General features: G+C 60.1%; 30 protein-coding genes and 1 tRNA gene. 23 read left to right on the top strand and 8 right to left on the bottom strand.

Features of this window, described 5'->3' with window-relative positions; all coding sequences use genetic code 11:
- Positions 1-22: 22 nt before the first annotated feature.
- Together hemH and ABWL43_RS03855 are read right to left on the bottom strand one after the other, a co-directional pair.
- Positions 23-1,048: a ferrochelatase gene (gene hemH, locus ABWL43_RS03860; protein WP_404486808.1), complete on the bottom strand. Its 1,026-nt coding sequence runs from the start codon at positions 1,046-1,048 to the stop codon at positions 23-25.
- A 14-nt stretch (positions 1,049-1,062) separates the two neighbouring features.
- On the bottom strand, positions 1,063-1,962 hold the full coding sequence (locus tag ABWL43_RS03855) for a TIGR01777 family oxidoreductase (RefSeq protein WP_404486806.1): 900 nt from the start codon (positions 1,960-1,962) through the stop codon (positions 1,063-1,065).
- Positions 1,963-2,173: 211 nt separating this feature from the next.
- Here ABWL43_RS03855 and ABWL43_RS03850 point away from each other — a divergent pair, with 211 nt between their 5' ends.
- The 12 genes from ABWL43_RS03850 to ABWL43_RS03795 all read left to right on the top strand — a co-directional run bounded on the left by ABWL43_RS03850 (position 2,174) and on the right by ABWL43_RS03795 (position 12,180).
- Positions 2,174-3,160, top strand: coding sequence for an NAD(P)/FAD-dependent oxidoreductase (locus ABWL43_RS03850; RefSeq protein WP_404486804.1), 987 nt, complete (start codon positions 2,174-2,176; stop codon positions 3,158-3,160).
- Positions 3,157-3,372 (top strand): TIGR02450 family Trp-rich protein, encoded by a 216-nt coding sequence (locus tag ABWL43_RS03845; RefSeq protein ID WP_094948912.1) that lies wholly within the window; start codon positions 3,157-3,159, stop codon positions 3,370-3,372. The genes ABWL43_RS03850 and ABWL43_RS03845 overlap by 4 nt, the downstream gene beginning before the upstream one ends.
- 112 nt (positions 3,373-3,484) lie before the next feature.
- Positions 3,485-4,444: a YbgA family protein gene (locus ABWL43_RS03840; RefSeq protein ID WP_404486802.1), complete on the top strand. Its 960-nt coding sequence runs from the start codon at positions 3,485-3,487 to the stop codon at positions 4,442-4,444.
- Between the two features lie 17 nt (positions 4,445-4,461).
- Positions 4,462-5,391 (top strand): MerR family transcriptional regulator, encoded by a 930-nt coding sequence (locus ABWL43_RS03835; RefSeq protein ID WP_404486800.1) that lies wholly within the window; start codon positions 4,462-4,464, stop codon positions 5,389-5,391.
- Positions 5,392-6,834, top strand: a complete 1,443-nt coding sequence (gene phrB, locus ABWL43_RS03830) for a deoxyribodipyrimidine photo-lyase (protein ID WP_404486798.1) — start codon at positions 5,392-5,394, stop codon at positions 6,832-6,834. It abuts the gene before it with no gap.
- On the top strand, positions 6,827-7,249 hold the full coding sequence (locus ABWL43_RS03825) for a nuclear transport factor 2 family protein (RefSeq protein ID WP_404486796.1): 423 nt from the start codon (positions 6,827-6,829) through the stop codon (positions 7,247-7,249). The genes phrB and ABWL43_RS03825 overlap by 8 nt, the downstream gene beginning before the upstream one ends.
- Positions 7,246-8,028, top strand: a complete 783-nt coding sequence (locus ABWL43_RS03820; RefSeq protein ID WP_106578568.1) for an SDR family oxidoreductase — start codon at positions 7,246-7,248, stop codon at positions 8,026-8,028. Before ABWL43_RS03825 ends, ABWL43_RS03820 begins: the two co-directional genes overlap by 4 nt.
- Positions 8,025-9,272 carry an NAD(P)/FAD-dependent oxidoreductase gene (locus ABWL43_RS03815; protein ID WP_404486794.1) on the top strand — a complete coding sequence of 416 codons (1,248 nt, stop codon included), beginning with the start codon at positions 8,025-8,027 and terminating at the stop codon, positions 9,270-9,272. Before ABWL43_RS03820 ends, ABWL43_RS03815 begins: the two co-directional genes overlap by 4 nt.
- Positions 9,269-10,078 carry a DUF1365 domain-containing protein gene (locus ABWL43_RS03810; protein ID WP_124416390.1) on the top strand — a complete coding sequence of 270 codons (810 nt, stop codon included), beginning with the start codon at positions 9,269-9,271 and terminating at the stop codon, positions 10,076-10,078. The genes ABWL43_RS03815 and ABWL43_RS03810 overlap by 4 nt, the downstream gene beginning before the upstream one ends.
- Complete coding sequence (locus tag ABWL43_RS03805; RefSeq protein WP_145165579.1) at positions 10,065-11,336, top strand: cyclopropane-fatty-acyl-phospholipid synthase family protein; 1,272 nt, start codon at positions 10,065-10,067, stop codon at positions 11,334-11,336. Before ABWL43_RS03810 ends, ABWL43_RS03805 begins: the two co-directional genes overlap by 14 nt.
- The gene (locus ABWL43_RS03800) at positions 11,329-11,820 is read left to right on the top strand and encodes a DUF2878 domain-containing protein (RefSeq protein WP_404486791.1); all 492 of its coding nucleotides are present in this window, start codon (positions 11,329-11,331) and stop codon (positions 11,818-11,820) included. Before ABWL43_RS03805 ends, ABWL43_RS03800 begins: the two co-directional genes overlap by 8 nt.
- A 54-nt stretch (positions 11,821-11,874) precedes the next feature.
- Positions 11,875-12,180, top strand: a complete 306-nt coding sequence (locus ABWL43_RS03795) for a YkgJ family cysteine cluster protein (RefSeq protein ID WP_016977069.1) — start codon at positions 11,875-11,877, stop codon at positions 12,178-12,180.
- Positions 12,181-12,314: 134 nt separating this feature from the next.
- Here ABWL43_RS03795 and ABWL43_RS03790 read toward each other — a convergent pair whose 3' ends face one another.
- The 6 genes from ABWL43_RS03790 to hemA all read right to left on the bottom strand — a co-directional run bounded on the left by ABWL43_RS03790 (position 12,315) and on the right by hemA (position 17,680).
- Positions 12,315-12,833 (bottom strand): acyloxyacyl hydrolase, encoded by a 519-nt coding sequence (locus ABWL43_RS03790; RefSeq protein ID WP_145165577.1) that lies wholly within the window; start codon positions 12,831-12,833, stop codon positions 12,315-12,317.
- Positions 12,834-12,944: 111 nt separating this feature from the next.
- Entirely contained in the window at positions 12,945-13,739 is a 795-nt protein-coding gene (murI, locus tag ABWL43_RS03785; protein WP_404486789.1) for a glutamate racemase, read from the bottom strand.
- On the bottom strand, positions 13,732-14,487 hold the full coding sequence (gene moeB, locus ABWL43_RS03780; RefSeq protein ID WP_404486787.1) for a molybdopterin-synthase adenylyltransferase MoeB: 756 nt from the start codon (positions 14,485-14,487) through the stop codon (positions 13,732-13,734). The genes murI and moeB overlap by 8 nt, the downstream gene beginning before the upstream one ends.
- Complete coding sequence (gene prmC, locus ABWL43_RS03775; protein ID WP_404486786.1) at positions 14,481-15,311, bottom strand: peptide chain release factor N(5)-glutamine methyltransferase; 831 nt, start codon at positions 15,309-15,311, stop codon at positions 14,481-14,483. Before prmC ends, moeB begins: the two co-directional genes overlap by 7 nt.
- The gene (prfA, locus tag ABWL43_RS03770) at positions 15,312-16,394 is read right to left on the bottom strand and encodes a peptide chain release factor 1 (RefSeq protein ID WP_119736461.1); all 1,083 of its coding nucleotides are present in this window, start codon (positions 16,392-16,394) and stop codon (positions 15,312-15,314) included.
- Positions 16,391-17,680, bottom strand: a complete 1,290-nt coding sequence (gene hemA, locus ABWL43_RS03765; protein WP_106578558.1) for a glutamyl-tRNA reductase — start codon at positions 17,678-17,680, stop codon at positions 16,391-16,393. Before hemA ends, prfA begins: the two co-directional genes overlap by 4 nt.
- Before the next feature lie 182 nt (positions 17,681-17,862).
- On the opposite strand from hemA, the gene ABWL43_RS03760 reads away from it, so the two are divergent.
- From ABWL43_RS03760 to ABWL43_RS03710, 11 genes are all read left to right on the top strand, one after another.
- On the top strand, positions 17,863-19,587 hold the full coding sequence (locus ABWL43_RS03760; protein ID WP_106578557.1) for a tetratricopeptide repeat protein: 1,725 nt from the start codon (positions 17,863-17,865) through the stop codon (positions 19,585-19,587).
- Positions 19,588-19,591: 4 nt separating this feature from the next.
- Complete coding sequence (gene lolB, locus ABWL43_RS03755) at positions 19,592-20,209, top strand: lipoprotein insertase outer membrane protein LolB (protein WP_177016585.1); 618 nt, start codon at positions 19,592-19,594, stop codon at positions 20,207-20,209.
- A 50-nt stretch (positions 20,210-20,259) separates the two neighbouring features.
- Positions 20,260-21,063 (top strand): 4-(cytidine 5'-diphospho)-2-C-methyl-D-erythritol kinase, encoded by an 804-nt coding sequence (ispE, locus tag ABWL43_RS03750; RefSeq protein ID WP_242195080.1) that lies wholly within the window; start codon positions 20,260-20,262, stop codon positions 21,061-21,063.
- A gap of 36 nt (positions 21,064-21,099) precedes the next feature.
- Positions 21,100-21,174, top strand: a tRNA-Gln gene (locus tag ABWL43_RS03745).
- Between the two features lie 46 nt (positions 21,175-21,220).
- Positions 21,221-22,162, top strand: coding sequence for a ribose-phosphate pyrophosphokinase (locus ABWL43_RS03740; protein ID WP_003208392.1), 942 nt, complete (start codon positions 21,221-21,223; stop codon positions 22,160-22,162).
- A 138-nt stretch (positions 22,163-22,300) separates the two neighbouring features.
- A complete protein-coding gene (locus tag ABWL43_RS03735) occupies positions 22,301-22,903 on the top strand; it encodes a 50S ribosomal protein L25/general stress protein Ctc (RefSeq protein WP_106578554.1) in 603 nt (200 codons plus the stop codon).
- 168 nt (positions 22,904-23,071) lie between these two features.
- The gene (pth, locus tag ABWL43_RS03730) at positions 23,072-23,656 is read left to right on the top strand and encodes an aminoacyl-tRNA hydrolase (RefSeq protein ID WP_010213318.1); all 585 of its coding nucleotides are present in this window, start codon (positions 23,072-23,074) and stop codon (positions 23,654-23,656) included.
- Positions 23,657-23,677: 21 nt separating this feature from the next.
- Complete coding sequence (gene ychF / locus ABWL43_RS03725) at positions 23,678-24,778, top strand: redox-regulated ATPase YchF (RefSeq protein WP_101266309.1); 1,101 nt, start codon at positions 23,678-23,680, stop codon at positions 24,776-24,778.
- A gap of 304 nt (positions 24,779-25,082) precedes the next feature.
- On the top strand, positions 25,083-25,997 hold the full coding sequence (locus ABWL43_RS03720; protein ID WP_404486781.1) for a sigma 54-interacting transcriptional regulator: 915 nt from the start codon (positions 25,083-25,085) through the stop codon (positions 25,995-25,997).
- A 255-nt stretch (positions 25,998-26,252) separates the two neighbouring features.
- Positions 26,253-26,420, top strand: coding sequence for a hypothetical protein (locus tag ABWL43_RS03715; RefSeq protein WP_157986803.1), 168 nt, complete (start codon positions 26,253-26,255; stop codon positions 26,418-26,420).
- Between the two features lie 86 nt (positions 26,421-26,506).
- On the top strand, positions 26,507-26,872 hold the full coding sequence (locus tag ABWL43_RS03710) for a hypothetical protein (protein ID WP_404486779.1): 366 nt from the start codon (positions 26,507-26,509) through the stop codon (positions 26,870-26,872).
- Positions 26,873-26,876 lie beyond the last annotated feature (4 nt).

The raw sequence follows: 26,876 nt of genomic DNA, 5'->3' as shown, positions 1-26,876 counted from the left end.
CTCTATCGTTTCGACAATCTGATCACAGCGCCAAGGGCGCCCGCTCACACAACGTGTTCAGCGCCGCAGCCCACTGCGGATCATCATTGAGGCACGGCACCAACACCAACTCCTCGCCCCCTGCTTCGCGGAACTGCTCCAACCCACGATCACCAATCTCTTCCAGCGTCTCAATGCAATCGGCAACAAACGCCGGGCACATCACCAGCAGCTTTTTCACGCCTTGCTGGGCCAGGGCTTCCAGGCGGGCTTCGGTGTAGGGTTCGATCCATTTCGCCCGGCCCAAGCGCGACTGGAATGCCACCGACCACTTGCCATCCGGCAGGCCCATGCGCGCGGCAAATTCCCGTGCAACGCTGAAGCACTGCGCGCGATAGCAGGTGGCAAGCACCTCGGGCGACGCGTTCTGGCAGCAGTTCGCATCCTTGAAACAATGCCCGCCGGTGGGGTCGAGCTTTTTCAGATGACGCTCGGGCAGGCCGTGAAAACTCAGGAGCAAATGATCGTAGTCCTGCTCGACATACGGCCGGGCGCTCGCAACCAGTGCCTCGAGGTATTCCGGCTGATCGTAAAAGGGCTGCAGGATCGAAAACTGCACGTCGAGCTTTTTGTCGCGCACCACACGCTTGGCTTCTTCAATCACGGTGGTCACGGTGCTGTCGGCAAACTGCGGGTACAACGGCGCCAGGGTGACTTTCTTAATCCCCTGGGCGGCCAGGCGCGTCAGCGTCGTTTCAAGCGACGGTTCGCCATAACGCATCGCCAGCTCCACTGGGCCCTGGGTCCACTGCGCGGTCATTTGCTGCTGCAAACGACGACTCAAGACTACAAGCGGTGAACCCTCGTCCCACCAGATCGACGCGTAGGCATGCGCCGACTGCTCGGGGCGCTTGATCAGGATCAGCGACACCAGCAACCGCCTCACCGGCCACGGCAGGTCGATCACGTAAGGGTCCATCAGGAACTGATTGAGGTAGCTGCGCACATCGGCCACCGAAGTGGAGGCCGGTGAACCCAGGTTGACCAGTAACAACGCGTGATCCGTCATGCAACATCCTATGGCTAGAGGCGGCTGGACAAGTCTTCCAGGGCCGCGTGCAACTCAGTGAACTGAAAAGTGAAACCGGCCGCCAACAGCCGTTCGGGCACGGCTTTTTGCCCGCCGAGCAACAACCCGGACAACTCACCCAGCCCGACCTTCAATGCAAACGCCGGCATCGGCATGAACGCGGGACGGTGCAGCACCTGGCCCAGGATCCTAGCGAATTCGCGGTTGCGCACCGGGTGTGGCGCGCAGGCATTATAAGGACCGCTGGCGTCGGCTTTGTGCAGAAGAAAATCAATCAGGGCGATTTGATCTTTGATATGAACCCACGGCATCCACTGCCGACCATCGCCGATCGGCCCGCCCAGCGCCAGCTTGAACGGCAATAACAACCGCGACAAAAAGCCGCCCTTCGCCGCCAGCACAAGGCCGGTGCGCACCAACACCACACGGATGCCCATGGCTTCGGCGCGCAGGGCCGTTTCTTCCCAGGCAATACACAGCTGGCTCGGGAAGTCGTCCTGCACCGGGCCGCTGGCCTCGGTCAATTCGCGCTCGCCGCCGTCTCCGTACCAACCGACCGCCGAACCGGAAATCAGCACCTGCGGTTTTTGCGCCTGGCCTTCCATCCACGCCAACAGCGTTTCGGTGAGGCTGATGCGGCTGCTCCACAACAAGGCCTTGCGCTTTTTGGTCCAGGGCCGATCAGCAATGGGCGCGCCGGCCAGATTGACCACCGCATCCACGCTGCCGATCACGTCTTGCAAGCGGCCAACGCCCAACACTTGCGCACCGCACCACTTGGCAACGGTGTCCGGTTCACGGCTCCAGACGGTCAAGCGATGCCCTTGGGCAAGCCAGTGTTGGCAAAGCTGGCGACCGATCAAGCCGGTACCGCCGGTCAGCAAAATATGCATGGGACACTCCTCATGTAACGTTCGCCGCCGATCACTGGTCTATTTTATAAGCAGGGATCAATTGCAATCGGGCGCGGCTGTTGGTTAAGCCTCAGCTTTAACCATAGGCCACGCCGTAAGAACAGGTACGCCAAAACTTATACCAAAAAACAATATTGTACAGCTATTGGTGTCGGCGTAGTCTGTACCCAACGGTAAAACGAGGCCTCCCATGACTGTTCCCATCGCGATCATCGGCACCGGCATCGCCGGTCTCTCCGCCGCCCGAGCGTTACGAGACGCGGGGCACGCTGTACAACTTTTCGATAAAAGCCGCGGCAGCGGCGGCCGCATGTCCAGCAAGCGCAGTGACGCCGGCGCGTTGGACATGGATGCGCAATACTTCACCGCCCGTGACCGGCGCTTCGTCAACGAGGTGCAACGCTGGCAAAGCAATGGCTGGGCCGAGCAATGGAAACCTCAGCTGTACAACTTCAAGTCCGGTCAGCTCACGCCCTCTCCCGACGAGCAAATTCGCTGGGTCGGTACGCCGCGCATGAGTGCTATCACCCGTGCGCTGCTGGATGATTTGCCGGTGGAATTCGGTTGCCGCATCACCGAAGTGTTCCAGGGCAAACAGCATTGGAACCTGCTGGACGCCGACGGCGGCAATCACGGCCCGTTCAGCCACGTCGTGATTGCCACGCCGGCGCCCCAGGCCACCGCGCTGCTCGCCGCCGCGCCGAAGCTGGCGGGTGCCGCTGCTGGGGTGAAAATGGACCCGACCTGGGCCATCGCCCTGGCTTTCGACAAACCTCTGGACACGCCGATGGAAGGCTGTTTCGTCCAGGACAGCCCGCTTGACTGGCTCGCGCGCAACCGCAGCAAACCCGGGCGCGATACCACTCTCGACACGTGGGTGCTGCACGCCACCAGCGCGTGGAGCAAGGCGCACCTGGACTTGCCCAAAGAAGCCGTCATCGAACACCTGCACGGCGCCTTCGCAGAACTGCTGCACAGCGCCATGCCCGCGCCTTCTTTCAGCCTGGCGCATCGCTGGCTGTACGCGCGACCCTCCAGCGCGCATGAATTCGGGGTACTGGCCGATGCTGACCTGGGCTTGTATGTGTGCGGCGACTGGTGCCTGTCCGGTCGGGTCGAAGGCGCATGGCTCAGCGGCCAGGAAGCGGCGCGACGCTTGATCGAGCACCTGCAATGAACCGCATCAATCCCGCCAAACTGCTGCTGTCGAAGTGGACAGCAGCTCGTCCTCGCAACAAGGAGAAACACTTCTTGGTCACCGAATTGTTTCGTGACGAGGAAGGCACTGTGCTGGAAATCGAGCTGCAAGCCGTCATGACTCGCCGTGCTGAACGCCTGACCTGGCAAACCCTGCAGAACGCCGAAGACTGGCGAATCGGCTGGAAGTAGCCCGCCCGAAAATACTTGTACAAAATATTTGACTTGTACAGCATCAAACCTATGATGAGATTTAGTTGTACAGACTTAAGAGTTTGTACAGGAATCTCGGAGAGGTTTGAACATGTCCAGCACCGGAAAACCGAAGATCGCCATCAGCGCCTGCCTGTTAGGCGAGAACGTGCGCTTCAATGGCGGACACAAACAATCCCTGCTGTGCAGCCAGACGCTCGCTGACTACTTCGACTTCGTGCCGTTGTGCCCCGAAGTTGCCATCGGCCTGGGCATCCCCCGCGAACCTATCCGCCTGGTGGGCGACCCTGCCCAGCCGCAGGCCGTCGGCACGGTGCGCCGTGATCTCAACGTTACGCAGCCACTGGACGAATACGGCCAGCAGATGGCCCTGGAACACACTGACCTGTGCGGCTACATCTTCATGCAGAAGTCGCCGTCGTGTGGCCTGGAACGGGTCAAGGTCTACCGTGAGAACGGCACACCTGTGGACGGCGGCGGGCGCGGCATCTACGCGCAGGCGTTCTGCGCGCGCCACCCCAACCTGCCGGTGGAAGAAGACGGCCGGCTGAATGACCCGGTGTTGCGGGAAAACTTCCTGACCCGCGTCTTTGTGTACGCCAGCTGGCAGCAACTGCTGGCCGAGGGCCTGACCCGCCATCGCCTGCTGGCGTTTCACTCGCGCTACAAATACCTGCTGATGGCCCACAGCCCGGTGCATTACAAAAGCCTCGGCCACCTGCTGGGCAGCATGGGCAAGGACACCTCTCTCAACGAACTGGCCGCCGGCTATTTCAGCGAGCTGATGACCGGCCTGAAAAAATGCGCCACTCGCGGCACTCACACCAATGTGCTGCAACACATCAGCGGCTACCTCAAGCAGGCGATCAGCGCCGACGACAAGCAGGAAATGCAAACCGTCATCGGCCAGTACCGCACCGGCATCGTGCCGCTGGTGGTGCCGCTGACCCTACTCAAACACCACTTCCGCCAACACCCGGACCGTTACATCGCGCAGCAGGCTTACCTGCAACCGCACCCGGAAAACCTCAGCCTGCGTAATGCGATCTGACCCATGAAAACTACATTATGAAAGCTGCCCTGCAAGACGAACCCGGCGAAGACATCGCCCAAGCCCTCCAAGACGGCTGGCTGCCGATTCGCGAAGTGGCGCGCCAGACCGGCGTCAACGCCGTGACCCTGCGCGCCTGGGAACGCCGCTACGGCCTGATCGTGCCCCAGCGCACGCCCAAGGGCCACCGCCTGTTCAGCGCCGAACACGTGCAACGCATCCACACCATCCTGACCTGGCTCAACCGCGGTGTGCCGGTCAGCCAGGTCAAAGGCTTGATCGACTCCGCCCAGGTCAGCCCCGACACCGTCGAAAACGAATGGCACGCCCTGCGCCAGAACCTGGTGAACGCCATCAGCGCGTTGGCCGAGCGCCGGGTCGACGATGCGTTCAACCAAGCCATGGCGTTGTACCCGCCACGTACCCTGTGCGAACAGTTGCTGCTGCCGCTGCTCCAGGAACTCGAGCAGCGCTGGCAAGGCCAGTTCGGCGCCCAGATGGAGCGGGTATTTTTCCTGTCCTGGCTGCGCAGCAAGTTCGGCGCACGCATCTATCACAACAATCGCCAGCTGCAAGGCGCCCCGCTGCTGCTGGTCAACCACTCGGACCTGCCGCTGGAGCCGCATCTGTGGCTCAGCGCCTGGCTGGCCAGCAGCGCCGATTGCCCAGTGGAAGTCTTCGATTGGCCGTTGCCGGTCGGTGAGTTGGCGTTAGCGGTGGAGCACCTGCAACCGCGGGCCGTGCTGCTGTATTCGAGCAAGGCCCTGCAGGTGTCGACACTCACCAAGCTGCTGGGCGGCGTCGGTTGCCCGACGCTGATTGCCGGACCAACGGTATGCATCCACCAGGCCGAGTTGGCCGTATTAACCCGTGAAACCCCTGAATTGTTCGTGGCCGAAGACCCGTTGTCGGCCCATTTGATTCTGATCCAGCGTGGACTTCTTTAAATGCATTTGATCTGGCTGCGCACCGACCTGCGCCTACACGACAACACCGCCCTGGCCGCCGCCTGCCAGCGAGGCCCGGTTGCGGCCGTGTACCTGATCACTCCCGAACAATGGCTGGCCCACGATGATGCACCGTGCAAAGTCGACTTCTGGCTGCGCAACCTGCAGCACTTGAGCCAGGCGCTCAGCGAGCTGAACATTCCCCTGCTGATCCGCACCACCGCGACCTGGGACCAGGCGCCCGCCGTGCTCGGCACGCTGTGTCGGGAGCTGTCGGTCGAATCGGTCCACGTCAACGAGGAATACGGCATCCACGAAACCCGCCGCGATGCCGCCGTGGCTCAGGCTCTGGAAGCCCAGGGCGTGACGTTCCACAGCTACCTGGACCAATTGTTCTTCCAGCCCGGCAGCGTGCTGACCAAAAGCGGCACGTACTTCCAGGTCTTCAGCCAGTTCCGCAAGGTCTGCTACAACCGCCTGCACAGCGCCCTTCCCCGTTTGGTGGCAACACCCAAAGCCCAGGCGCCGATCAAGCTCAAAAGCGATCCGATACCTGCACAGGTCGACGGGTTCGAGCCGCCCAGCGAAGCCTTGCGCGCGCTCTGGCCGGCCGGTGAAGACGAAGCACGCCGCCGTCTCGACGCCTTCGCCGATCAACAAATCAGCTACTACAAAGATGAGCGCGACTTCCCGGCCAAACCCGGCACCAGCCAACTGTCCGCCTACCTTGCCGCCGGCGTAGTTTCGCCCCGCCAGTGCCTGCATGCCGCCTTGCAAACCAACCAGGGCGAGTTTGAAAGTGGCGACATCGGCGCGATCACGTGGATCAACGAACTGCTCTGGCGCGAGTTCTACAAGCACATTCTGGTCGGCTATCCACGGGTGTCGCGCCACCGTGCGTTCCGTCCCGAGACCGAAGCGGTGGCCTGGCGCGATGCGCCCAAGGACCTCGCCGCCTGGCAGCAAGCGCGCACCGGCTTGCCGATCATCGATGCCGCCATGCGCCAGTTGCTCGAAACCGGCTGGATGCACAATCGCCTGCGCATGGTGGTCGCGATGTTCCTGACCAAGAATCTGCTGATCGACTGGCGCGAAGGCGAGCGCTTCTTCATGCGCCACCTGATCGACGGCGACCTGGCCGCCAACAACGGCGGCTGGCAGTGGAGCTCCTCCACCGGTACCGACTCGGCGCCGTATTTCCGGATTTTCAGCCCGCTGAGCCAGTCGGAAAAATTCGACAGCGAAGGCGTGTTCATCAAGCACTGGCTGCCGGAACTGGCGGCGCTGAACAAGAAGGAAGTGCACAACCCCGAGGCGGTTGGCGGCCTGTTTGGCGTGGCCGATTACCCACGCGCTATCGTCGACCTGAAAAAGTCCCGCGAGCGCGCCCTGGCCGCCTTCCGCAGCCTGCCCTCGCGCCAGGGGGTTGCCGAACATGAGTGACTTCCTGCAGCGGTTCGCCCAGGCCTTTGCGACGCTGGACAAGCACAACCTGCACCTGCTCGACAGCCTGTACAGCAAGGACATCGCCTTCACCGACCCGCTGCATGAAGTGCACGGGCTGACGGCCCTGCACCGCTATTTCACCGAGCTGTATGGCAATGTGAGCCAGCTGCGTTTTGACTTTCACGGCTTCGACCAAGTGGCCGAAGGCGAAGGCTACCTGCGCTGGAAGATGAGTTTTTGCCACCCGCGCCTGAACAGCGGCAAAGTGATCCGGGTTGAAGGCTGCTCACACCTGATGTGGCGCGACAAGGTGTACCGACACCGGGATTATTTCGATGCAGGCGCTCTGCTCTACGAACACGTGCCAGTACTCGGCCGCGTCGTCGGCTGGCTGAAAAGGAGAATGGGATGAGCCTTACACCGCCCCGCCGATATTGGCTGACCGGCGCCAGCAGTGGCATCGGCGCGTCGCTGGCCGTGGAGCTGCTCAACAGCGGCGCCCACGTGGCGCTCAGCTCACGCACGAAAGGCCCGCTGGAAGCCCTCGCCCAACGTTATCCGGGCCAAGTGCTGGTGGTGGCCGGCGACCTGACCAACAGCCAGACCGTGCGTGAGATCGGCGAGCACATCGGCGTGGTCTGGGGCTCCGTCGATACGGTCATTCTCAACGCCGGCACCTGTGAGTATGTCGATGCCAAGCAATTTGATGCATCGATTGTCGAGTACGTGGTGCGCACCAACTTGCTGGCCAGCAGCTATTGCATCGAAGCCGCGCTGCCGCTGTTGCGCGCCGGGCATTCCCCGCACCTGGTCGGCGTAGCTAGCGCCGTCACCTACCTGCCCATGCCCCGCGCCGAAGCCTATGGTGCGTCCAAGGCCGGGCTGCGCTACCTGTTCGAATCCCTGCGCATCAGCCTGTCGCCCGAGAACATTGACGTCACCGTGATCAGCCCGGGCTTTGTCGACACCCCGCTGACCGAACGCAACGACTTCCCGATGCCCCTGAGCTGGTCCGCCGACAAGGCCGCGCGGCATATCTTCGCCAAGCTGGCAAAACGTCCGCTGGAAATCGCCTTTCCCGCCATGTTTATCGCCACCTTGTGGCCGCTGTCGAAGCTGCCCAACCGTGCGCAACTGATCATCGGCAAACGCATGTTGCGCAGCCCGCCACCGAAGAAGGACGACCTGTGAAGATCGCCATTATCGGCAGCGGCATCGCCGGGCTGACCAGCGCTTACCTGCTCAGCCGTCGCCACGACATCACTGTGTTCGAAGCGGGCGAGCGCATTGGCGGGCATACCCATACGGTCGACGTCACGGTTGAGGGCCAAAGCTACGCGGTGGACACCGGGTTTATCGTGTTCAACGACTGGACCTACCCCAACTTCATTCGCTTGCTGGGGCAGATTGGCGTCAGCTTCAAACCCACCGAAATGAGTTTTTCGGTGTGCGACCAAAGCGCCGGATTCGAGTACAACGGCAACAACCTCAACAGCCTGTTTGCCCAACGCCGCAATATCCTGTCGCCAGGGTTCTGGGGCATGTTGCGCGATATTCTGCGCTTCAATCGCCAGGCGCCGCTGGACCTGCAGGAACAACGCATCAGCGCTGAAATGACGCTGGGCGATTACCTCGAAGCCGGCGGCTACGGCCCACGCTTTATCCGGCATTACATCGTGCCGATGGGCGCGGCGATCTGGTCGATGTCCCTGGCCGACATGCTCGGCTTTCCGTTGCAGTTCTTTGTGCGCTTTTTCAAGAACCACGGTTTGCTCTCGGTGAACAACCGGCCGCAGTGGTGCGTGATCGAGGGCGGGTCGAGCAGCTACATCGAGCCGCTGACGCGCAGCTTTCGCGAACAGGTGCGCCTCAATTGCCCGGTGCATAACGTCGAGCGCACCGACGAGGGCGTTGTGATCCACAGCGCCGCCGGCAGCGAGACGTTTGACCGGGTCGTGTTGGCCTGCCACAGCGACCAGGCCCTGGCCTTGCTGGCCGACCCCAGCACGGCGGAACAGGAAATCCTCGGCGCGCTGCCTTACGCCGACAACGATGTGGTGCTGCACACCGACACGCGCCTGCTGCCGGACCGCAAGCTCGCCTGGGCCAGCTGGAATTATCGGCTGACCGGCGATACCCAAACCCAGGCCGCCGTCACTTACGACATGAACATTCTGCAAGGCATCGACAGCGCCACCACCTTTTGCGTCAGCCTCAACCAGACGCCGATGATCAACCCGCTGAAGATCCTCGCGCGCTACACCTACGCGCACCCGCAATACAGCCTCGCGGCGGTCGCTGCCCAAGCGCGCTGGGAAGAATTGGCAGGCACGCGCAACACCTTTTTTTGCGGCGCCTACTGGGCCAATGGTTTCCACGAAGACGGCGTGGTCAGCGCTTTGCGCGTGGCTCAAGCCTTTGGAGAAACCCTGTGAACAGCGCCCTGTACAGCGGCTGGATCGCCCATCGCCGGTTTGCGCCCAAGGCTCACGCCTTTCGCTACCGCATCGGCCTGCTGTACCTGGATTTGAGCGAACAAGACGAAGTGCTCGGGCTGTCGCCCCTGGCCGGCGCTGGTCGCCTGGCGCCCTTTGGCTTTCGCCAGCAGGATTACCTGCGTGAATTCACGCGCCACGGCATGAGCTTGAGCGATGCCGTGCGCCAGGAAGTTGGCAAGGCGCTGGGACGCGAGCCCCAGGGCGTTATCTGCCTGCTGACCCAGGCTCGCAGTTGGGGCCTGGCTTTTAACCCGGTGAGTTTCTTCTACTGCTTCGAGGCCGATGGGCAACTGGCCGCGATCCTGTGTGAAGTGACCAACACCCCATGGCGCGAGCGTTATCACTACGTGTTGCCGGCCCAGGCGCTCGGCGCCGATGAGCATCAGCACTTCGCCGTGGCCAAGGCCTTCCATGTGTCGCCGTTTTTGCCGCGAGACCTGGAATACCGCATGAGTTTCAGCCCGCCCGCCGCCAAGCTCGGCGTGCACATGGCCGACTGGCAAGGTGAGCTGAAGGTTTTCGACGCCACGCTGAGCCTGCACAAGGAAGCGTTGAACCGCGCCAGCCTGCATCGCTACCTGTGGCGCTTCCCGTGGATGACCGCCAAGACGTGCCTGGCCATTTACTGGCAGGCCATGCGCCTGTTGCTCAAACGCACACCGATTTTTTCCCATCAGGCCGCCGATGGCGCCTCTCGCACCGCAGTCGGGTATACCAAGGATCGCCGCCATGAAATCCCCTAGCTTATCGGTCAAGACCAATCGCCTGAACGTCAACGGCATGACCAGCGCATTGCTGCGCAAGGCCGTGCTGCGCCAACTCAGCCAACTGCGCCACGGCCAGCTGGTGGTGATCGAGGACGGCGAACGCCAAGTGTTCGGTGCCCGCGAAGCGCACCTGCTGGGGGAAATCCAGATCCTCGACTCGGCGGTGTGGGGCCTGGTGGCGGCCAACGGATCGATCGGCGCCGGCGAGGCGTTTATCCACGGTTACTGGACCAGCCCGGACTTGACCGCCGTGGTGCGCGTGATGGTCAGCAACCTTGAAGTGCTCGACGCCATGGAAGGTGGCCTGGCGCGCCTGGCACGCCCCTTCACTCAAGGCCTGCACTGGCTCAACCGCAATACGCGCAAGGGCTCGCAGAAAAACATCGCCGCCCACTATGACCTTGGCAACGACCTGTTCGAAGAATTCCTCGACCCGACCATGATGTACTCGGCGGCGCAATTTCTGACGCCCGATGACACCCTGGAACAGGCGCAATTGAACAAGCTGGAACGCATCTGCCAAAAGCTTGCACTCAAGCCCACCGACCATCTGCTCGAAATCGGCACCGGCTGGGGCAGCATGGCGCTATACGCAGCGCAGCATTATGGCTGCAAAGTCACCACCACGACCTTGTCCAAAGAGCAGTTTGCCTACACCCAAAAGCGCATCGATGCCCTGGGACTGCAGGGCCAGGTGACCCTGTTGTTGCAGGACTACCGCGACCTGACCGGTCAATACGACAAGCTGGTGTCCATCGAGATGATCGAGGCAGTGGGCCATCGCTTCCTGCCGACCTACTTCAAGCAGTGCGCGCATTTGCTCAAGAGCGACGGCCTGATGCTGCTGCAAGCCATCACGATTCGCGAGCAGCGTTTTGAGCAGGCCAAGAACAGCGTTGATTTCATCCAGCGCTATATTTTCCCCGGCGGCGCCCTGCCCTGCGTGCAGAACATGCTGCACATCGTCAGCCGCGACACCGACATGAACCTGCTGCACATGGAAGACTTCGGCCTGCACTACGCAAAAACCCTGCGCCTGTGGCATGAGAACTTCCGCCGCGCCCATGGCCGCCTCGCCGAGTTGGGCTACGACGAATACTTCCTGCGCTTGTGGGAATTCTATTTGTGCTACTGCGAAGGTGGGTTCATGGAACGAACGATAGGCACCGCGCAGTTGCTGCTGGCCAAACCTGCGGCAATCAACCCACCCTTGCTTGGGCGCTTCAGTGCTTAAATCGCTGGCGAACGCCGTACTGTTCCAGTGCGGCTGGTTTGCCTGTGTGCTGGGGGGCGACAGCGAATGGTTGCTGGTGGTCGGTGCAGTGCTGGCCATCCACCTGCTGTGGATAAGTTCATGGTCGCGGGAAGGCCAGGTGATCCTCGCCGTCACGTTGTTTGGCACTGTGGTGGATACCGCATTGCGCACCTTTGGCGTCTTTCATTTCAGTTTTCCGGGGCCGCTGATCCCGTTTTGGCTGGTGTTGCTGTGGGCGTTGCTCGCCACTACGCTACGCCATTGCCTGGCCTGGAGTGCCCAGCCCTGGTGGCGCGCCAGCGTGTTGGGCGCGGTCGGCGGGCCGTTGTCTTATTACGCGGGCAGCCAATTGGCCGGGGTGGGTTTCGGTTACGGCACGGCGCCAACCCTAATTGGCCTGGCGCTGCTTTGGGCGCTGGTGTTCCCGGTGCTGCACTGGATCGCCCGACAACTGGGGCACTGACGTCCGTCAGAGCTTTCACACCTACCTGACACGCTTGCCTTACACTGCGCGCCTATGACCAACATTCCCCACACTCAAATCACCGAACCCGCCGTCACTTGCTCGACGTGCGCGGCTTGCTGTTGCCAATTGGAAGTGATGCTGATCACCGACACCGGCGTGCCGGAGCGCTATATCGACACAGACGATTGGGGCGGCGAAGTGATGCTGCGTCTGGATGATGGCTGGTGTGCGGCGCTGGACCGGGACACGATGATGTGCACGATTTACGAGCGACGGCCGCTGATCTGCCGGGAGTTCGAGATGGGTGCGCCGGAATGCCTCACCGAGCGTGAAGGGATTGCGACGGCGTATCGCTGATCCTGAGGTAGATGAAAATCAAAATGTGGGAGCTGGCTTGCCTGCGATAGCATCACTTCGGTGTAACTGATAGACCGAGGTGTCCGCATCGCAGGCAAGCCAGCTCCCACATTAGTCAGCAGGTGCCTGATGATTTACAACGGCAAGGTGTAGTGCAACGAGTAGCTCTCTACCCCATCGTTATTGCTGCTGATGCCCGCGTTGGAATAGTGCGTGGCACGAATGCCCACCTCATGCCCACCGGTAAAACGCAAACCAAAGCCCAGGCGGTCTTCGAACTGGAAGGACTGGCCGATGTTGTTGTCTTCCAGGCGTGTGCGCGAGAACGCGGCCACGCCGATGCCGGCCTCGATGTAAGGTTTTACCGAGGCCCCGGCAAACTCATACACAAATACCGGCGAGAACGACAGGCTGCTGGCGCCCGCACGTTTGTCGCCTTCCCAGTAGGTGTACGCGCCGCTCCAGTAGCCGGTCAACCGGCCGGTATCGCTCTGCCACCAGCTTTTATCCCAATCCGATGTCAGCCCCAACCGATAGGTCATGGTCGAATCGCTGGTGCTCCCCACACCAAATTCCAGGCCAGCGGCCTGGGCCGAAACAGAGTGTCCTACCACGGCGGCCGCAATCGCAGCCAAACAGAACAAGCGCTTCATAAGAAACAGTCCTTGAGAACGAAGTTGTATGGTTTGGTACAAGCTAACTCGCTATAGAAGCGCGCGCATAGCCAGAAGTTCAGCGTCTAACCCCGGTATTTCACGAATTTTTCACGCGTCGAAGCTTCGCACAACTCCGGAATGTTTCCATAGTGTAGGTAGGATATTTCTTAAATGATCGACGTTACCGCTCGTCCAGAACCGGGCCGGCTCAGGGTTGCCGCTGGCCAGCAGGTCACGCTCGCCCAGCAAACGCTTGAGCTGGCGTGCCACGGCAGCGCCGGTATCGATCAGGATGATGCTCGGGGCAAGCATCTGCGCCAGAAGCGGCTTGAGGAAGGGATAGTGGGTGCAGCCCAGAATGATCGTGTCGCAGCCGGCGCTGAGCAACGGTTCGACATAGCCGCGCAACATCTGGCGCAGTTCGGGGCTGTCGAGGTCGCCGCTTTCAATCAACTCCACCAGGCCCGGGCATGGCTGGGTGATCACACGCACGTCGGTGGCGAAGCGATCAAGCAAAGCGGCGAACTTGGCGCTTTGCAGGGTGCCGGTGGTGGCGAGTACACCCACCACGCCGCTGCGAGTGGCGGCGGCGGCGGGTTTGACGGCGGGCTCCATGCCTACCAGGGGCCAGCCGGGATAGTCCTGGCGCAAATCGGCAACGGCGGCGACGGTCGCCGTGTTGCAGGCAATCACAAACGCCTTGGCGCCTTGCTCGCGGAAAAATTCGGCGACACGCCGGGAGCGTTCAAGAATGAATGCGGGGGTTTTCTCGCCGTAGGGGATGTGCCCGCAATCAGCCACGTACAGCAGCGACTCATGGGGCAATAACTGCTGAATTTCGTCCAGCACGGTCAAGCCGCCGATACCGGAATCGAACACACCGATGGGCGCGCTCTTAACCATGCTGCGTCCCGCACACGCTGCAACCGGGGTCGCGCTTGACGCGCAGTTCGCGAAAACGTGTGGTCAGCGCATCAATCAGCAACAAGCGGCCTACCAGCGGCTCACCGAAACCGGCCAGCAATTTCAGGGCTTCCAGTGCTTGCAGGCTGCCGACCACGCCAACCAACGGACCGACGACGCCGGCTTCGCTGCAGGTCAGTTCGGTGTCGCTGCCATGCCCATATAAACAGTGGTAACACGGGCTGTCGGCGCGACGCGGGTCGAACACCGACAATTGCCCTTCCAGGCGAATCGCCGCGCCGCTGATCAATGGCTTGGCGGCGGTAACACAGGCCGCGTTCACCGCTTCACGGGTGGAGAAGTTGTCGCTGCAATCGAGCACCACGTCCACCGCCGCTACCGCCGCGGCCAGTGAATCGGCATCCAGCGCTGCGCGGTGAGCAAGCAGTTTGACTTCAGGGTTGATCGCCGCGAGACGACGCAGGGCCGAATCGACCTTACTCTGCCCGACACTCTCGGTGTCATGGATGATCTGGCGTTGCAGGTTGGTCAGGTCAACGGTGTCAAAGTCCGCCAGGTGCAACTCACCTACACCGGCTGCCGCCAGGTACAGCGCCACCGGCGCGCCCAGCCCGCCCAGGCCAATGATCAACGCGCGGGCGTTTTTCAGGCGCAATTGGCCGTCGATGTCGACATGTTGCAACAGAATCTGTCGGCTATAGCGCAACAGCTCCTGGTCGGTCAGCACGGCCGGCGCCCCAGGGTGATGCGTTCGTGTCCACCGAGGTCAAGGCGGCTGTGCACCTCTTCAAAGCCTGCGCCAAGCAGCAGGTCACGCACGGCCGCCGCCTGATCGTAGCCATGTTCGAGTAACAGCCAGCCAGCCGCATTCAAGTGGGCGGGAGATTCGGCGATGATCAACCGCAAGTCATCCAGGCCATCATGCCCCGCCACCAGCGCGCTGGCCGGTTCAAAACGCACGTCGCCGGCCACCAGATGGGGATCGTTATCGGCAATGTACGGCGGGTTGCTGATGATCAGGTCGAAGGTTTGATCTTGCAGGGCGCTGAACCAATGACTGTTCAACACTGTGGCGTTTTTCAGGTGCAGGCGCTGGCGATTGCGTTCAGCCAGGGCCACGGCTTCCAGCACGCGGTCAACCGCCGTGACCTGCCAGGCCGCACGTTCGCTGGCCAGGGCCAGGGCGATGGCGCCACTGCCGGTGCCCAGGTCCAGAACCTTGGCAGGCGTGGCGGGCAACAGTTCCAGCGCGGCTTCCACCAGCAGCTCGGTTTCCGGACGTGGGATCAGCGTGTGGGGCGCGACCTCCAGGTCCAGCTTCCAGAAGCCTTGCTGGCCGAGGATATACGCCACCGGCTCACCGCCACGACGACGTTGCAAATAGTCGGCAAAGGTCAGCGCATGTTCGCTGCTGACGATTTTTTCCGGCCAGGTGTGCAGGTAGCTGCGCGATTTACCCAAGGCCGCGGCCAGCAACAACTCCACATCCAGACGCGCAGTGGGCGAGTCGGGCAGGTCTGCGGCGCGCAGCAGGCTGGCAATGATGGTCATTTATTCACCTATCGCCGCCAATTGGTCGGCCTGGTATTCGGCGAGCAACGGTTCGATCACTGCATCCACACCGCCGGCGAGAATCTCGTCGAGGGAGTAAAGCGTGAGGTTGACCCGGTGGTCGGTGACCCGGCCCTGGGCAAAGTTGTAGGTACGGATGCGCTCGGAGCGGTCGCCCGAACCCACCAGCAACTTGCGCTCGCTGGCAATCGCGTTAGCGGCGGCGCTGGTCTGCTGGTCGTTGAGCTTGGCCGACAGCCAGGACATGGCCCGCGCACGGTTCTTGTGCTGGGAACGTTCTTCCTGGCACTCCACCACGATGCCCGACGGCAAGTGCGTGATGCGGATCGCCGAGTCGGTCTTGTTGACGTGCTGACCACCGGCGCCCGATGAGCGGTAGGTGTCGACACGCAAGTCCGCCGGATTGATCTCGATGGCTTCCTGCTCGTCGGGCTCTGGCAACACGGCCACGGTGCACGCCGAGGTGTGGATACGGCCTTGGGATTCTGTCGCCGGCACCCGCTGCACGCGGTGTGCGCCGGATTCGAATTTCAGTTTGCCGTAGACGTTATCGCCTTCAACCCGGGCGATGACTTCTTTATAGCCGCCGTGTTCGCCTTCGTTCTCGGACAGAATCTCGACGCGCCAGCCACGACGCTCGGCGTAGCGCGAGTACATGCGGAACAGGTCGCCAGAGAAGATCGCCGCCTCGTCGCCACCGGTGCCGGCACGGATTTCGAGGAACACGTTGCGCCCGTCGTTGGGGTCTTTGGGCAGCAGCATGCGCTGCAGGTCGCCTTCCAGCTCGGCCAGTTTTTCCTTGGCCTCGCGAACTTCTTCCACGGCCATTTCGCGCATGTCCGGGTCGCTGTCCTTGAGCAGCGCCTGGGCGCCTTCGAGGTCGGCCTGCACTTTCATCAGGTGTTTGTAGGTGGCCACAATTGGCTCAACTTCGGCGTATTCCTTGGAATAGGCACGGAACTTGGTCTGATCGGAGATGACCTCGCCATCGCCAAGCAAGGCGGTCAGTTCTTCGAAACGGTCCTGGAGCACGTCCAGTTTATTGAGCAGTGACGCTTTCATTGCGGTTTTTTATCCGAAGAGCTATCTGACGCGCCCTCACCGAGGGCAAAGAGTTCCTGGGCCATGGCCAGCGCATCAAGGCGGCCTTCGGCGGTAAGCTTTTTCAACTGAACGCTGGGGGCGTGAAGCAACTTGTTGGTCAGGCCACGCGCCAGTTGCATCAGCACCTCTTCGGCGCTGCTGCCGTTGGCCAGCAGACGCTGGGCCTTGATCAATTCCTCGTCACGCAGGCGTTCGCCCTGCTGACGATACGCCTTGAGCACGTCGACCGCCGCCAGTTCGCGCAGGCGCACCATGAAGTCTTCGGCGCCGGTGCTGACCATTTCCTCGGCGGCCTGGGCAGCGCCCTGGCGACTCTTGAGGTTTTCGGCAACCACTTCGTGCAGATCGTCGACGCTGTAGAGGTAAACGTCGTCCAACTCGCCGACTTCCGGCTCGATGTCGCGGGGAACGGCGATATCCACCATGAAGATCGGTTTGTGCTTGCGCAGCTTCAGCGCGCTCTCGACCGCGCCTTTGCCAAGAATCGGCAACTGGCTGGCGGTGGAGCTGATGACGATATCGCTGCGCACCAGTTCAGCCGGGATATCCGACAGCAGGACGGCGTGGGCGCCAAACTGCTCGGCAAGAATGCTCGCGCGTTCCAGGGTTCGGTTGGCGACCACAATGCGCTTCACACCCAGGTCGTGCAGATGGCGTGCCACCAGGGTGATGGTTTCACCGGCGCCGATCAGCAAGGCCTGGCTGCGCTGCAAGTCGCTGAAAATCTGTTTGGCCAGGCTGACGGCGGCAAACGCTACGGACACCGGGTTTTCACCGATGGCAGTGTCGGTGCGCACCTGCTTGGCCGAGTTGAAAGTGGCCTGGAACAGCCGCCCCAGCAGTGGCCCCACGGTGCCGGCCTCGCGGGCCACGGCATAGGCGGATTTCATCTGGCCAAGGATCTGCGGTTCGCCCAACACCAGCGAGTCGAGCCCTGAGGCGACGCGCATCATGTGACGAACTGCCGCATCCTCTTCGTGCACATACGCACTGGCGCGCAGGTCATCGAGGCTCAAATGGTGATAATCGGCCAGCCAGCGCAACACCCCATCCGCTGAAAGATGTTCCTGCTCTATATAAAGCTCACTGCGATTGCAGGTCGAAAGGATCGCAGCTTCGCGGCTGTCGGTGAGCCGGCAGAGCTGCTGCAAGGCCTCAACCAACTGCTCAGGCGTAAACGCCACGCGCTCGCGCACGTCTACGGAAGCAGTCTTGTGGTTAATACCGAGTGCGAGGAAGGCCATTCAATATCGCTGATGATGTCGGGAAGCCGACAATTGTCCTACTTCGAAAGATCCAGAACAACCACCGTCGTCTATTGTCCTAGTAGCTTATGCCTATAAAGGCGCCAACTGAGACTCGGTTATGTTTGGCCGAAGGCTTGTGTCATGATGATCCGACCGCAGGTTAGTCGTCCTCTTCCTATATGAATAGATCTTCCGCGTTGCTCCTTGCTTTTGTCTTCCTCAGCGGCTGCCAGGCCTTGGCACCCGTGTCGCCGGACGGTACGCCGCCGGTTGAAGACAGCACCCCCGCCCCTGAAAAGCCCAAGGTTTATTCCTCGTTCAATGAAGAAACGATCTACAGCCTGCTGACCGCGGAACTCGCCGGCCAGCGCAATCGTTTCGATATTGCCCTGGATAACTACGTGACCCAGGCCATCAACACCCAGGATCCGGGCATTTCGGAGCGCGCGTTTCGCATCGCCGAATACCTGGGCGCTGACCAGGCTGCGCTGGACACCTCGCTGATCTGGGCGAGAAACGCACCGGACGACCTGGAAGCGCAGCGGGCCGCGGCCATTCAACTGGCGCGCGCGGGGCGCTATGACGATTCCATGGTTTATATGGAGAAAGTCCTGCTGGGCAAGGGCGACACGCATTTCGACTTCCTCGCGCTGTCGGCTGCCGACACCGACCAGGACACGCGCAATGGCCTGATGAAGAGTTTCGACCGCCTGCTGCAAAAACACCCAAAGAACAGCCAGCTGATTTTCGGCAAGGCGTTACTGCTGCAACAGGATGATGAAGCCGACGCCGCACTCAAGCTGCTGGAGCAGAACCCGCCGGAAGACGGCGAGATCGCACCGATTTTGCTGCGCGCGCGCTTGCTGCAGAACCTCAATCGCGGCAAGGAAGCGATTCCTCTGCTGGAAAAGAGCATCAAGAAGTATCCGGACGACAAGCGCCTGCGCCTGACCTATGCGCGCACGCTGGTTGAGCAGGACCGTATGGAAGACGCCAAGGTGCAGTTCGCCAATCTGGTCCAGCAATACCCGGACGACGATGAATTGCGCTACTCCCTGGCACTGGTGTGCCTGGAAGCCAAGGCCTGGGACGAGGCCAAGGGCTATCTGGAGGAGCTGATCCAACGCGAAAGCCATGTGGACTCGGCGCACCTGAACCTCGGCCGTATCGCTGAAGAGCGCAACGACCCGCAGGCGGCCCTGCTCGAGTACGCTCAGGTCGGCCCTGGCAACGACTACCTGCCGGCCCAATTGCGCCAGGCTGACATCCTGATGAGCAACGGCCGCACCGACGAGGCGGAAAAACGCCTGGCCGCAGCGCGCGATGCCGAACCGGACTACGCGATCCAGCTGTACCTGATCCAGGCCGAAACCTTATCGGCCAACAAGCAGGGCGAACGCGCCTGGAAATTGCTGCAACAAGCCTTGCTGCAATACCCCGACGATTTGAATCTGCTGTACACCCGCGCCATGCAGGCGGAAAAACGCAATGACCTGGCGCAGATGGAAAAAGACCTGCGCCTGATCATCAAGCGTGACCCGGACAACGCCATGGCGCTGAACGCCCTGGGTTACACCTTGTCCGACCGTACGACGCGCTACGCCGAAGCCAAGGTGCTGATCGAGCAAGCCCACAAGCTCAACCCCGAAGACCCGGCCGTGCTCGACAGCCTGGGCTGGGTCAATTACCGCCTGGGCAACCTGGACGAAGCCGAACGCTTGCTGCGCCAGGCACTGGAACGCTTCCCTGACCAGGAAGTGGCCGCCCACCTTGGCGAAGTGCTGTGGGCCAATGGCAAGCAGCGCGAAGCGCGACAAATCTGGGAAAAATTCCTCAAGGAACAACCCGAAAGCCCCATCCTGCGCGGCACCATCAAGCGCCTGACCGGATCCGAGACCCTTTAAGCTTATGTTCTTGCGCCACGTCATTGTTTTCAGCTTCATCGCCCTGCTCGCCGGTTGCGCGGGTTTCGGCGCCCGCGAATCCGTTGAAGGCCAGGGCAACCCGGCGCAATGGAAACAACACAAGGATCAGCTCAGCAGCATTGATGGCTGGCAGATCGAAGGCAAGGTCGGGGTTCGCGCGCCAAAAGATTCCGGCAGCGGCACGTTGTTCTGGCTGCAGCGCCAGGACTATTACGACATTCGCCTGTCCGGCCCACTGGGCCGCGGCGCAGCTCGCCTGACGGGACGCCCGGGGCAAGTCAGCCTGGAAGTGGCCAACCAGGGACGCTATGAAGCGGCGTCGCCAGAAGAATTGCTGGAGCAGCAAATGGGCTGGAAGCTGCCCGTTTCGCACCTGGTGTGGTGGGTTCGCGGTTTGCCCGCGCCGGACAGCAAAAGTCGCCTGAGCCTCAATGGCGACAGTCGGCTGGCCACGCTGGAACAGGATGGCTGGCAGGTGGAGTACCTCAGCTACGTGCAACAAAGCGGTTACTGGCTGCCCGAGCGCATCAAGCTGCATGGCACCGACCTTGATGTCACGCTGGTGATCAAGGACTGGCAACCGCGCAAGCTGGGGCAATAAACGTGACTGTTACAACGCTGACGCTGCCTTCCCCCGCCAAACTCAATTTGATGCTGCACATTCTGGGTCGCCGTGAAGACGGCTACCACGAGCTGCAGACGCTGTTTCAATTTCTGGACTACGGCGACGAACTGACCTTCGCCGTGCGCGATGATGGCGTGATTCAGTTGCACACCGAATTCGAAGGCGTGCCCCACGACAGCAACCTGATTGTGAAGGCCGCAAAAAAACTTCAGGAACAATCCGGTTGCCCCCAGGGCATCGACATCTGGATCGATAAAATTTTGCCCATGGGCGGTGGCATTGGCGGTGGCAGCTCAAATGCCGCGACGACGTTGCTCGGCCTCAATCACTTGTGGCAACTGGGTTGGGACCACGATCGCCTGGCTACGCTGGGCCTGACGCTGGGCGCTGACGTCCCGGTTTTCGTGCGTGGGCACGCCGCTTTTGCCGAGGGCGTGGGTGAGAAACTCACCCCGGAATACCCCGAAGAGCCGTGGTATGTCGTGCTTGTTCCGCAAGTATCTGTAAGTACAGCAGAAATTTTTTCAGATCCACTGTTGACACGTAACTCTCCTCCCATTAAAGTGCGCCCCGTTCCCAAGGGAAACAGTCGAAATGACTGCTTACCGGTTGTAGCAAGGCGTTATCCAGAGGTACGTAACGCTTTGAATTTGTTAGGTAAATTTACCGAAGCAAAATTAACCGGAACTGGAAGTTGTGTGTTTGGGGGCTTCCCAAGCAAAGCTGAAGCTGATAAAGTCTCGGCCCTTCTTACAGAGACCCTTACAGGGTTTGTAGCAAAGGGAAGCAACGTTTCGATGTTGCATCGCAAGCTGCAAAGTCTGCTCTAAAGGAACCGAGTACTGGGTACTCGTTGCAACAGATACAGGGGCGTCGCCAAGCGGTAAGGCAGCAGGTTTTGATCCTGCCATGCGTTGGTTCGAATCCAGCCGCCCCTGCCATTTTCTAATACTCATCCAGGTTACCCTCAGCCTCTAGGTACTGCGCGTGTCCAAGATGATGGTCTTTACGGGGAATGCCAACCCCGATCTGGCTCGACGTGTCGTACGTCAGCTGCATATCCCTCTCGGTGACATCTCTGTCGGTAAGTTCTCCGACGGCGAAATTACAGCCGAGATCAATGAAAACGTCCGCGGTAAAGATGTCTTCATTATTCAGCCGACCTGCGCTCCGACCAACGATAACCTGATGGAACTCGTCGTGATGGCTGATGCCTTCCGCCGCTCCTCAGCGACTCGAATCACAGCTGTAATCCCTTACTTTGGTTATGCCCGTCAGGATCGCCGTCCGCGTTCCGCACGTGTGGCTATCAGCGCGAAAGTCGTTGCTGACATGCTGACCGTGGTAGGCATCGACCGTGTTCTCACGGTTGACCTGCACGCTGACCAAATTCAGGGGTTCTTCGATATCCCGGTAGATAACATCTACGGCTCCCCAGTATTGGTGGATGACATCGAAGACCAGCGCTTTGAAAACCTGATGATCGTGTCCCCGGACATTGGTGGCGTCGTGCGTGCACGGGCCGTTGCCAAATCCCTGGGCGTTGACCTCGGGATCATCGACAAACGCCGTGAAAAAGCCAATCACTCTGAAGTGATGCATATCATCGGTGATGTCGAAGGGCGTACCTGTATTCTGGTTGATGACATGGTCGACACCGCCGGCACACTGTGCCACGCGGCGAAAGCCCTGAAAGAGCACGGTGCCGCAAAAGTCTTCGCCTACTGCACACACCCTGTGCTGTCGGGCCGAGCGATCGAGAACATCGAGAACTCCATGCTGGACGAACTGGTGGTGACTAACACCATCCCGTTGTCCGCAGCAGCTCAAGCCTGTTCGCGTATCCGTCAACTGGATATCGCACCGGTAGTTGCCGAGGCGGTTCGCCGCATCAGCAACGAAGAATCGATCAGCGCGATGTTCCGTTAAGGTTCACACCTTAGCGACATCAACCTGACGAAAAGCGCCCCGCCCCAGCATACTGTTGGGGCGGGGCTTTTTTGCCCATATCGCCTTTAGCGCTGGTCGCAAACGCTGGGGCGAATGTGGTTATTTTGGAGATACAACATGAACGATTTTACTTTGAATGCTGAACTGCGTTCCGACCTGGGGAAAGGTGCGAGCCGCCGCCTGCGTCGTCTCGCAAGCCTGGTTCCAGCTGTAGTTTACGGTGGCGAAAAAGCCCCTGAATCCATCAGCATGCTGGCTAAAGAAATCGCCAAACTGCTCGAAAACGATGCTGCTTACAGCCACGTTATCGAACTGAACGTTGGCGGCACCAAGCAAAACGTGATCATCAAAGCTCTGCAACGTCACCCGGCCAAAGGCCACGTGCTGCACGCTGACTTTGTACGCGTTGTAGCCGGTCAGAAACTGACCGCTATCGTTCCAGTGCACTTCGTTGGCGAAGAAGCTCCGGTCAAGAAAGGCGGCGAGATCTCGCACGTCCTGAACGAAATCGAAGTGACCTGCCTGCCGAAAGACCTGCCTGAGTTCATCGAAGTCGACCTGTCGGCTCTGGAAATCGGCGCCATCGTTCACCTGTCCGACCTCAAGGCCCCTAAAGGCGTTGAATTTGTCGCACTGGCTCACGGTGATGACAAAGCTGTTGCCAACGTTCACGCTCCACGCGTTGCTCCAGAAGCTGAAGAAGAAGGCGCTGCAGAGTAATTCACTCTGTATTGCCGGAGCTTGAGGAAACATCGCGGACCGAAACGTAGCGAGAAAGCGGGCGATAACGCGGCGTTTACTCTTGAGTAAATGATCTCTTGTCGTCCACTTTCGCCGCACGCAGGTTGCGGCGATGTTATCCACAACTCCAAAGGAAGGGCCCCTGTCGTGACTGCCATTAAACTGATCGTTGGCCTGGGAAATCCAGGCGCCGAATACGAACAGACCCGGCATAACGCGGGGGCCCTTTTTGTTGAGCGTATCGCCCACGCCCAAGGCGTAAACCTTGTGGCCGATCGCAAATATTTTGGCCTGACCGGACGCTTTTCGCATCAAGGTCAGGATGTTCGTCTGCTGATTCCCACCACCTACATGAACCGCAGCGGCCAAGCCGTCGCGGCGCTTGCGGGCTTCTTCCGGATCAAACCCGAAGAAATCCTGGTGGCCCATGACGAACTGGACCTGCCACCCGGCGTTGCCAAACTCAAGTTGGGCGGCGGGCATGGCGGGCACAATGGCCTGCGCGACATCATCGCGCAGCTGGGCAATCAGAATAATTTTTACCGTCTGCGGCTCGGCATTGGCCACCCAGGCGTTGCCAGTATGGTTTCAAATTTCGTCCTGGGTCGTGCGCCACGCGCCGAACAGGAAAAACTCGATGCCAGCATCGACTTTGCCCTCGGCGTGCTGCCGGATATCTTCGCCGGTGAATGGAACCGTGCGATGAAAAACCTGCACAGCCAGAAGGCCTGACTCTTACCGAGGGGAAACACCATGGGATTCAATTGCGGCATCGTCGGCCTGCCCAACGTCGGCAAATCCACCCTGTTCAACGCCTTGACCAAGTCCGGTATTGCGGCGGAGAACTTCCCCTTCTGCACCATCGAACCCAACAGCGGTATCGTGGCCATGCCGGACCCGCGCTTGCAGGAGCTGGCGGCTATCGTCAATCCAAAGCGCATCCTGCCGACCACCATGGAATTCGTCGACATCGCAGGCCTGGTGGCCGGCGCGTCGAAAGGTGAAGGCCTGGGCAACAAGTTCCTGGCCAACATCCGTGAAACCGATGCCATCGCCCACGTGGTCCGCTGCTTTGAAGACGAGAACGTGATTCACGTCTCCAACAGCGTCGACCCGAAGCGCGACATCGAGATCATCGACCTGGAACTGATCTTCGCCGACCTCGACAGCTGCGAGAAACAACTGCAGAAAGTCGCGCGTAACGCCAAGGGCGGCGACAAGGATGCCGTGGTCCAGAAAGGCCTGCTGGAGCAATTGATCGCTCACTTCACCCTGGGCAAGCCAGCGCGCAGCCTGATGAAGAGCATGAACGCCGATGAAAAAGCAGTGATCAAAGGCTTCCACCTGCTGACCACCAAGCCGGTGATGTACATCGCCAACGTCGCTGAAGACGGCTTTGAGAACAACCCATTGCTCGACGTGGTCAAGGCCATCGCCGAGGAAGAAGGCGCGATCGTGGTGCCGGTGTGCAACAAGATCGAAGCCGAAATCGCCGAGCTGGATGACGGCGAAGAAAAAGACATGTTCCTCGAGGCGCTGGGCCTGGAAGAGCCTGGCTTGAACCGTGTGATCCGCGCCGGCTACGAAATGCTGCACCTGCAGACTTACTTCACCGCCGGTGTCGAAGAAGTCCGCGCCTGGACCGTCAAAGTCGGCGCCACCGCGCCACAGGCTGCCGGCGTGATCCACACCGACTTCGAAAAAGGCTTTATCCGCGCCGAAGTCATCGCCTACAACGACTTCATCCAGTACAAGGGTGAAGCCGGCACCAAGGAAGCCGGTAAGTGGCGCCTTGAAGGCAAGGAATACATCGTCAAAGATGGCGACGTCATGCACTTCCGTTTCAACGTATAAGTAAACCTTGCGGTCATTGCCGCAAACAAAAGGCCGATGCACTGCATCGGCTTTTTTGTGGGCGACTACTTATCGACGTTCATCCGAACACTCCGAAACTTAAGATTCCTCCTATTAACCCTTAATATTTTACTGACTGCACCTCCAAGCAAAATACCCCCCAAACCTATCTCATTTCTCCTACGCCTTGCGCGTAAGTTCCTACTTCAGAACAACAATAAAAAAACTATAATTTGCGCCCTGCTGGCCTTTGCCTGCCGACCGTTGCCTGAATGATGCACAGTGATAATGGAGCACTTACTTGATGTCGGATGCCTACCATAGGGAAGTTGAAACAGACATCTCAATCAGTGACACCTCAGGTATTGAAAACACCCTTAACAGCACAGCGTCACTCAATATCGACATTCTGCTATTAGGGGAAACCGGCACAGGGAAAGACACCTTGGCCCAACGGGTCCATCGCTTGTCGGGGCGGCGCGGTAACTTCATTGCCGTGAACTGCGCCGCTATCCCGGAAAGCCTCGCGGAGAGCCAATTGTTCGGGGTCAACAGTGGCGCCTTTACCGGGGCCATGCAATCGCGGGCCGGCTTTGTCGAGGCGGCTCACCTGGGCACCTTGTACCTCGATGAGGTCGACAGCATGCCATTGAGCCTGCAGGCCAAACTGCTGCGGGTGCTGGAGTCGCGGGGCGTGGAGCGGCTGGGTTCAACCCGCTTCATCCCGGTGGACATGCGCGTCATTGCCTCGGCCCAGCAGTCACTGCACCACATGGTCGAATTGGGCACCTTCAGGCGTGACCTGTACTTTCGCCTGAATGTCGTCAGCCTCGAACTTCCGGCCTTGCGGCACCAGCGGGAACGCATCATTCCGCTGTTCATGAAGATGGTCCGGGAAGAAGCCGAGCACTTCAAATGCCCCGCTCCGACGGTTCCCGGCCCGCTGTTGCAACAACTGCTGTGCCACGCCTGGCTGGGCAATATTCGCGAATTACGTTCGTCCGCCAAGCGGTTCGTGCTGGGCCTGCCACCATTCTCCACGCCCATGAGCAACCCGCACGATGGCGAACTGAGCCTGAAGGAACGTCTGCAACAAATCGAAAAAGCACTGATTGAAGAGTCGTTGCGCCGCAATGATCATTGCGTGGATATCACCGCAATTGAATTAGGCGTCGCCAAACGCACGCTCTACCACCGAATTAAACAACTCGACTTATAACCGAGCAGTGTAACTGGCACATTGCGGCAGAACTTAGCCATTCGCACCTGCCTGGGCACTTTAGCGCATGCGCACAATTAAGCATTACAACAATGACTTCACAAAAAACCGCACTAGAAATAATTTTAAACATATAAATACTGGAACGCTTTATTTCCTTCCACCACTTATAAGTGGGTGACTTCACAGCCACTCAACACGTGACGGTAGCTAACACTCGCTATCAGACTTCATTTGAAATCAAGAAGGTGATCTATGTCCTCAATCTCAGGTATTGGTGGTTCCAGCGCGGGTAACCAGGCGCAACTGGACGCAATCAACGCAGATAAAGAAAGGAAAGTCGTCGAAGAGGCCAAGAAGACTGCTGAACAAGAACTGACTACCGCGAAAGCGGGCCGCATTAAGTCTTTGCGATTCGCGTAAGTCAGACTGACCTCCTCTGCCCAGGTCGAGGAGGTTTTTCATCGTCACGAGGCACGTAACACTCGATACGTTCGATGGAGGTTCACATGTACATCACCACCCCTGGGCAACCGGAAAACAGCAGCATCCTCTCTCAAGCCGAGGCGCCTGGCGCGATCAACCGGGCGTCTGACATCAACTTTTTCAACGCCCAACTCAGCCAGACCGAGCCGCCCGTGAAAGGCATCGTGCCTGCGGTGGCGTCCACCGCTCAGGCGTGGAGCGCGACAGCGTCGGACGCTTTATCCAGACGCGTATCCAAAGGCTTTCGTGACGCGAGCCTGAACAAAAAGACCAAGGACGCGAACGAGTTCCCCCAGTCGCTCGCCGAAGCGCATATCGACGTGATGTCACGCGTCAAGGTCATCGGCGCCGTCGCGAAAGGCGTCGACAAAATTTCAAGCATGGGATAGCTGC

This window comes from Pseudomonas sp. HT11 (assembly GCF_044875395.1).
In the GTDB taxonomy this organism is placed as follows: Bacteria; Pseudomonadota; Gammaproteobacteria; order Pseudomonadales; family Pseudomonadaceae; genus Aquipseudomonas.
The sequence above is the reverse complement of the archived record's forward strand: the minus strand, read 5'-3'. Positions and strand labels throughout refer to the sequence as shown.

What these genes read in the sequence shown, in the direction of transcription:
- ychF (WP_101266309.1), top strand. Translation starts at nt 23,678, where the DNA reads ATGGGATTCAATTGCGGCATCGTCGGCCTGCCCAACGTCGGCAAATCC.
- ABWL43_RS03855 (WP_404486806.1), bottom strand. Translation starts at nt 1,962, where the DNA reads ATGCATATTTTGCTGACCGGCGGTACCGGCTTGATCGGTCGCCAGCTT.
- ispE (WP_242195080.1), top strand. Translation starts at nt 20,260, where the DNA reads ATGCTGCACATTCTGGGTCGCCGTGAAGACGGCTACCACGAGCTGCAG.
- ABWL43_RS03790 (WP_145165577.1), bottom strand. Translation starts at nt 12,833, where the DNA reads ATGAAGCGCTTGTTCTGTTTGGCTGCGATTGCGGCCGCCGTGGTAGGA.
- ABWL43_RS03845 (WP_094948912.1), top strand. Translation starts at nt 3,157, where the DNA reads ATGAACCGCATCAATCCCGCCAAACTGCTGCTGTCGAAGTGGACAGCA.
- lolB (WP_177016585.1), top strand. Translation starts at nt 19,592, where the DNA reads ATGTTCTTGCGCCACGTCATTGTTTTCAGCTTCATCGCCCTGCTCGCC.
- phrB (WP_404486798.1), top strand. Translation starts at nt 5,392, where the DNA reads ATGCATTTGATCTGGCTGCGCACCGACCTGCGCCTACACGACAACACC.
- ABWL43_RS03795 (WP_016977069.1), top strand. Translation starts at nt 11,875, where the DNA reads ATGACCAACATTCCCCACACTCAAATCACCGAACCCGCCGTCACTTGC.
- ABWL43_RS03835 (WP_404486800.1), top strand. Translation starts at nt 4,462, where the DNA reads ATGAAAGCTGCCCTGCAAGACGAACCCGGCGAAGACATCGCCCAAGCC.
- ABWL43_RS03820 (WP_106578568.1), top strand. Translation starts at nt 7,246, where the DNA reads ATGAGCCTTACACCGCCCCGCCGATATTGGCTGACCGGCGCCAGCAGT.
- ABWL43_RS03825 (WP_404486796.1), top strand. Translation starts at nt 6,827, where the DNA reads ATGAGTGACTTCCTGCAGCGGTTCGCCCAGGCCTTTGCGACGCTGGAC.
- ABWL43_RS03850 (WP_404486804.1), top strand. Translation starts at nt 2,174, where the DNA reads ATGACTGTTCCCATCGCGATCATCGGCACCGGCATCGCCGGTCTCTCC.
- ABWL43_RS03840 (WP_404486802.1), top strand. Translation starts at nt 3,485, where the DNA reads ATGTCCAGCACCGGAAAACCGAAGATCGCCATCAGCGCCTGCCTGTTA.
- prmC (WP_404486786.1), bottom strand. Translation starts at nt 15,311, where the DNA reads ATGACCATCATTGCCAGCCTGCTGCGCGCCGCAGACCTGCCCGACTCG.
- ABWL43_RS03720 (WP_404486781.1), top strand. Translation starts at nt 25,083, where the DNA reads ATGTCGGATGCCTACCATAGGGAAGTTGAAACAGACATCTCAATCAGT.
- ABWL43_RS03715 (WP_157986803.1), top strand. Translation starts at nt 26,253, where the DNA reads ATGTCCTCAATCTCAGGTATTGGTGGTTCCAGCGCGGGTAACCAGGCG.
- ABWL43_RS03735 (WP_106578554.1), top strand. Translation starts at nt 22,301, where the DNA reads ATGAACGATTTTACTTTGAATGCTGAACTGCGTTCCGACCTGGGGAAA.
- ABWL43_RS03710 (WP_404486779.1), top strand. Translation starts at nt 26,507, where the DNA reads ATGTACATCACCACCCCTGGGCAACCGGAAAACAGCAGCATCCTCTCT.
- hemA (WP_106578558.1), bottom strand. Translation starts at nt 17,680, where the DNA reads ATGGCCTTCCTCGCACTCGGTATTAACCACAAGACTGCTTCCGTAGAC.
- murI (WP_404486789.1), bottom strand. Translation starts at nt 13,739, where the DNA reads ATGGTTAAGAGCGCGCCCATCGGTGTGTTCGATTCCGGTATCGGCGGC.
- hemH (WP_404486808.1), bottom strand. Translation starts at nt 1,048, where the DNA reads ATGACGGATCACGCGTTGTTACTGGTCAACCTGGGTTCACCGGCCTCC.
- prfA (WP_119736461.1), bottom strand. Translation starts at nt 16,394, where the DNA reads ATGAAAGCGTCACTGCTCAATAAACTGGACGTGCTCCAGGACCGTTTC.
- ABWL43_RS03760 (WP_106578557.1), top strand. Translation starts at nt 17,863, where the DNA reads ATGAATAGATCTTCCGCGTTGCTCCTTGCTTTTGTCTTCCTCAGCGGC.
- ABWL43_RS03805 (WP_145165579.1), top strand. Translation starts at nt 10,065, where the DNA reads ATGAAATCCCCTAGCTTATCGGTCAAGACCAATCGCCTGAACGTCAAC.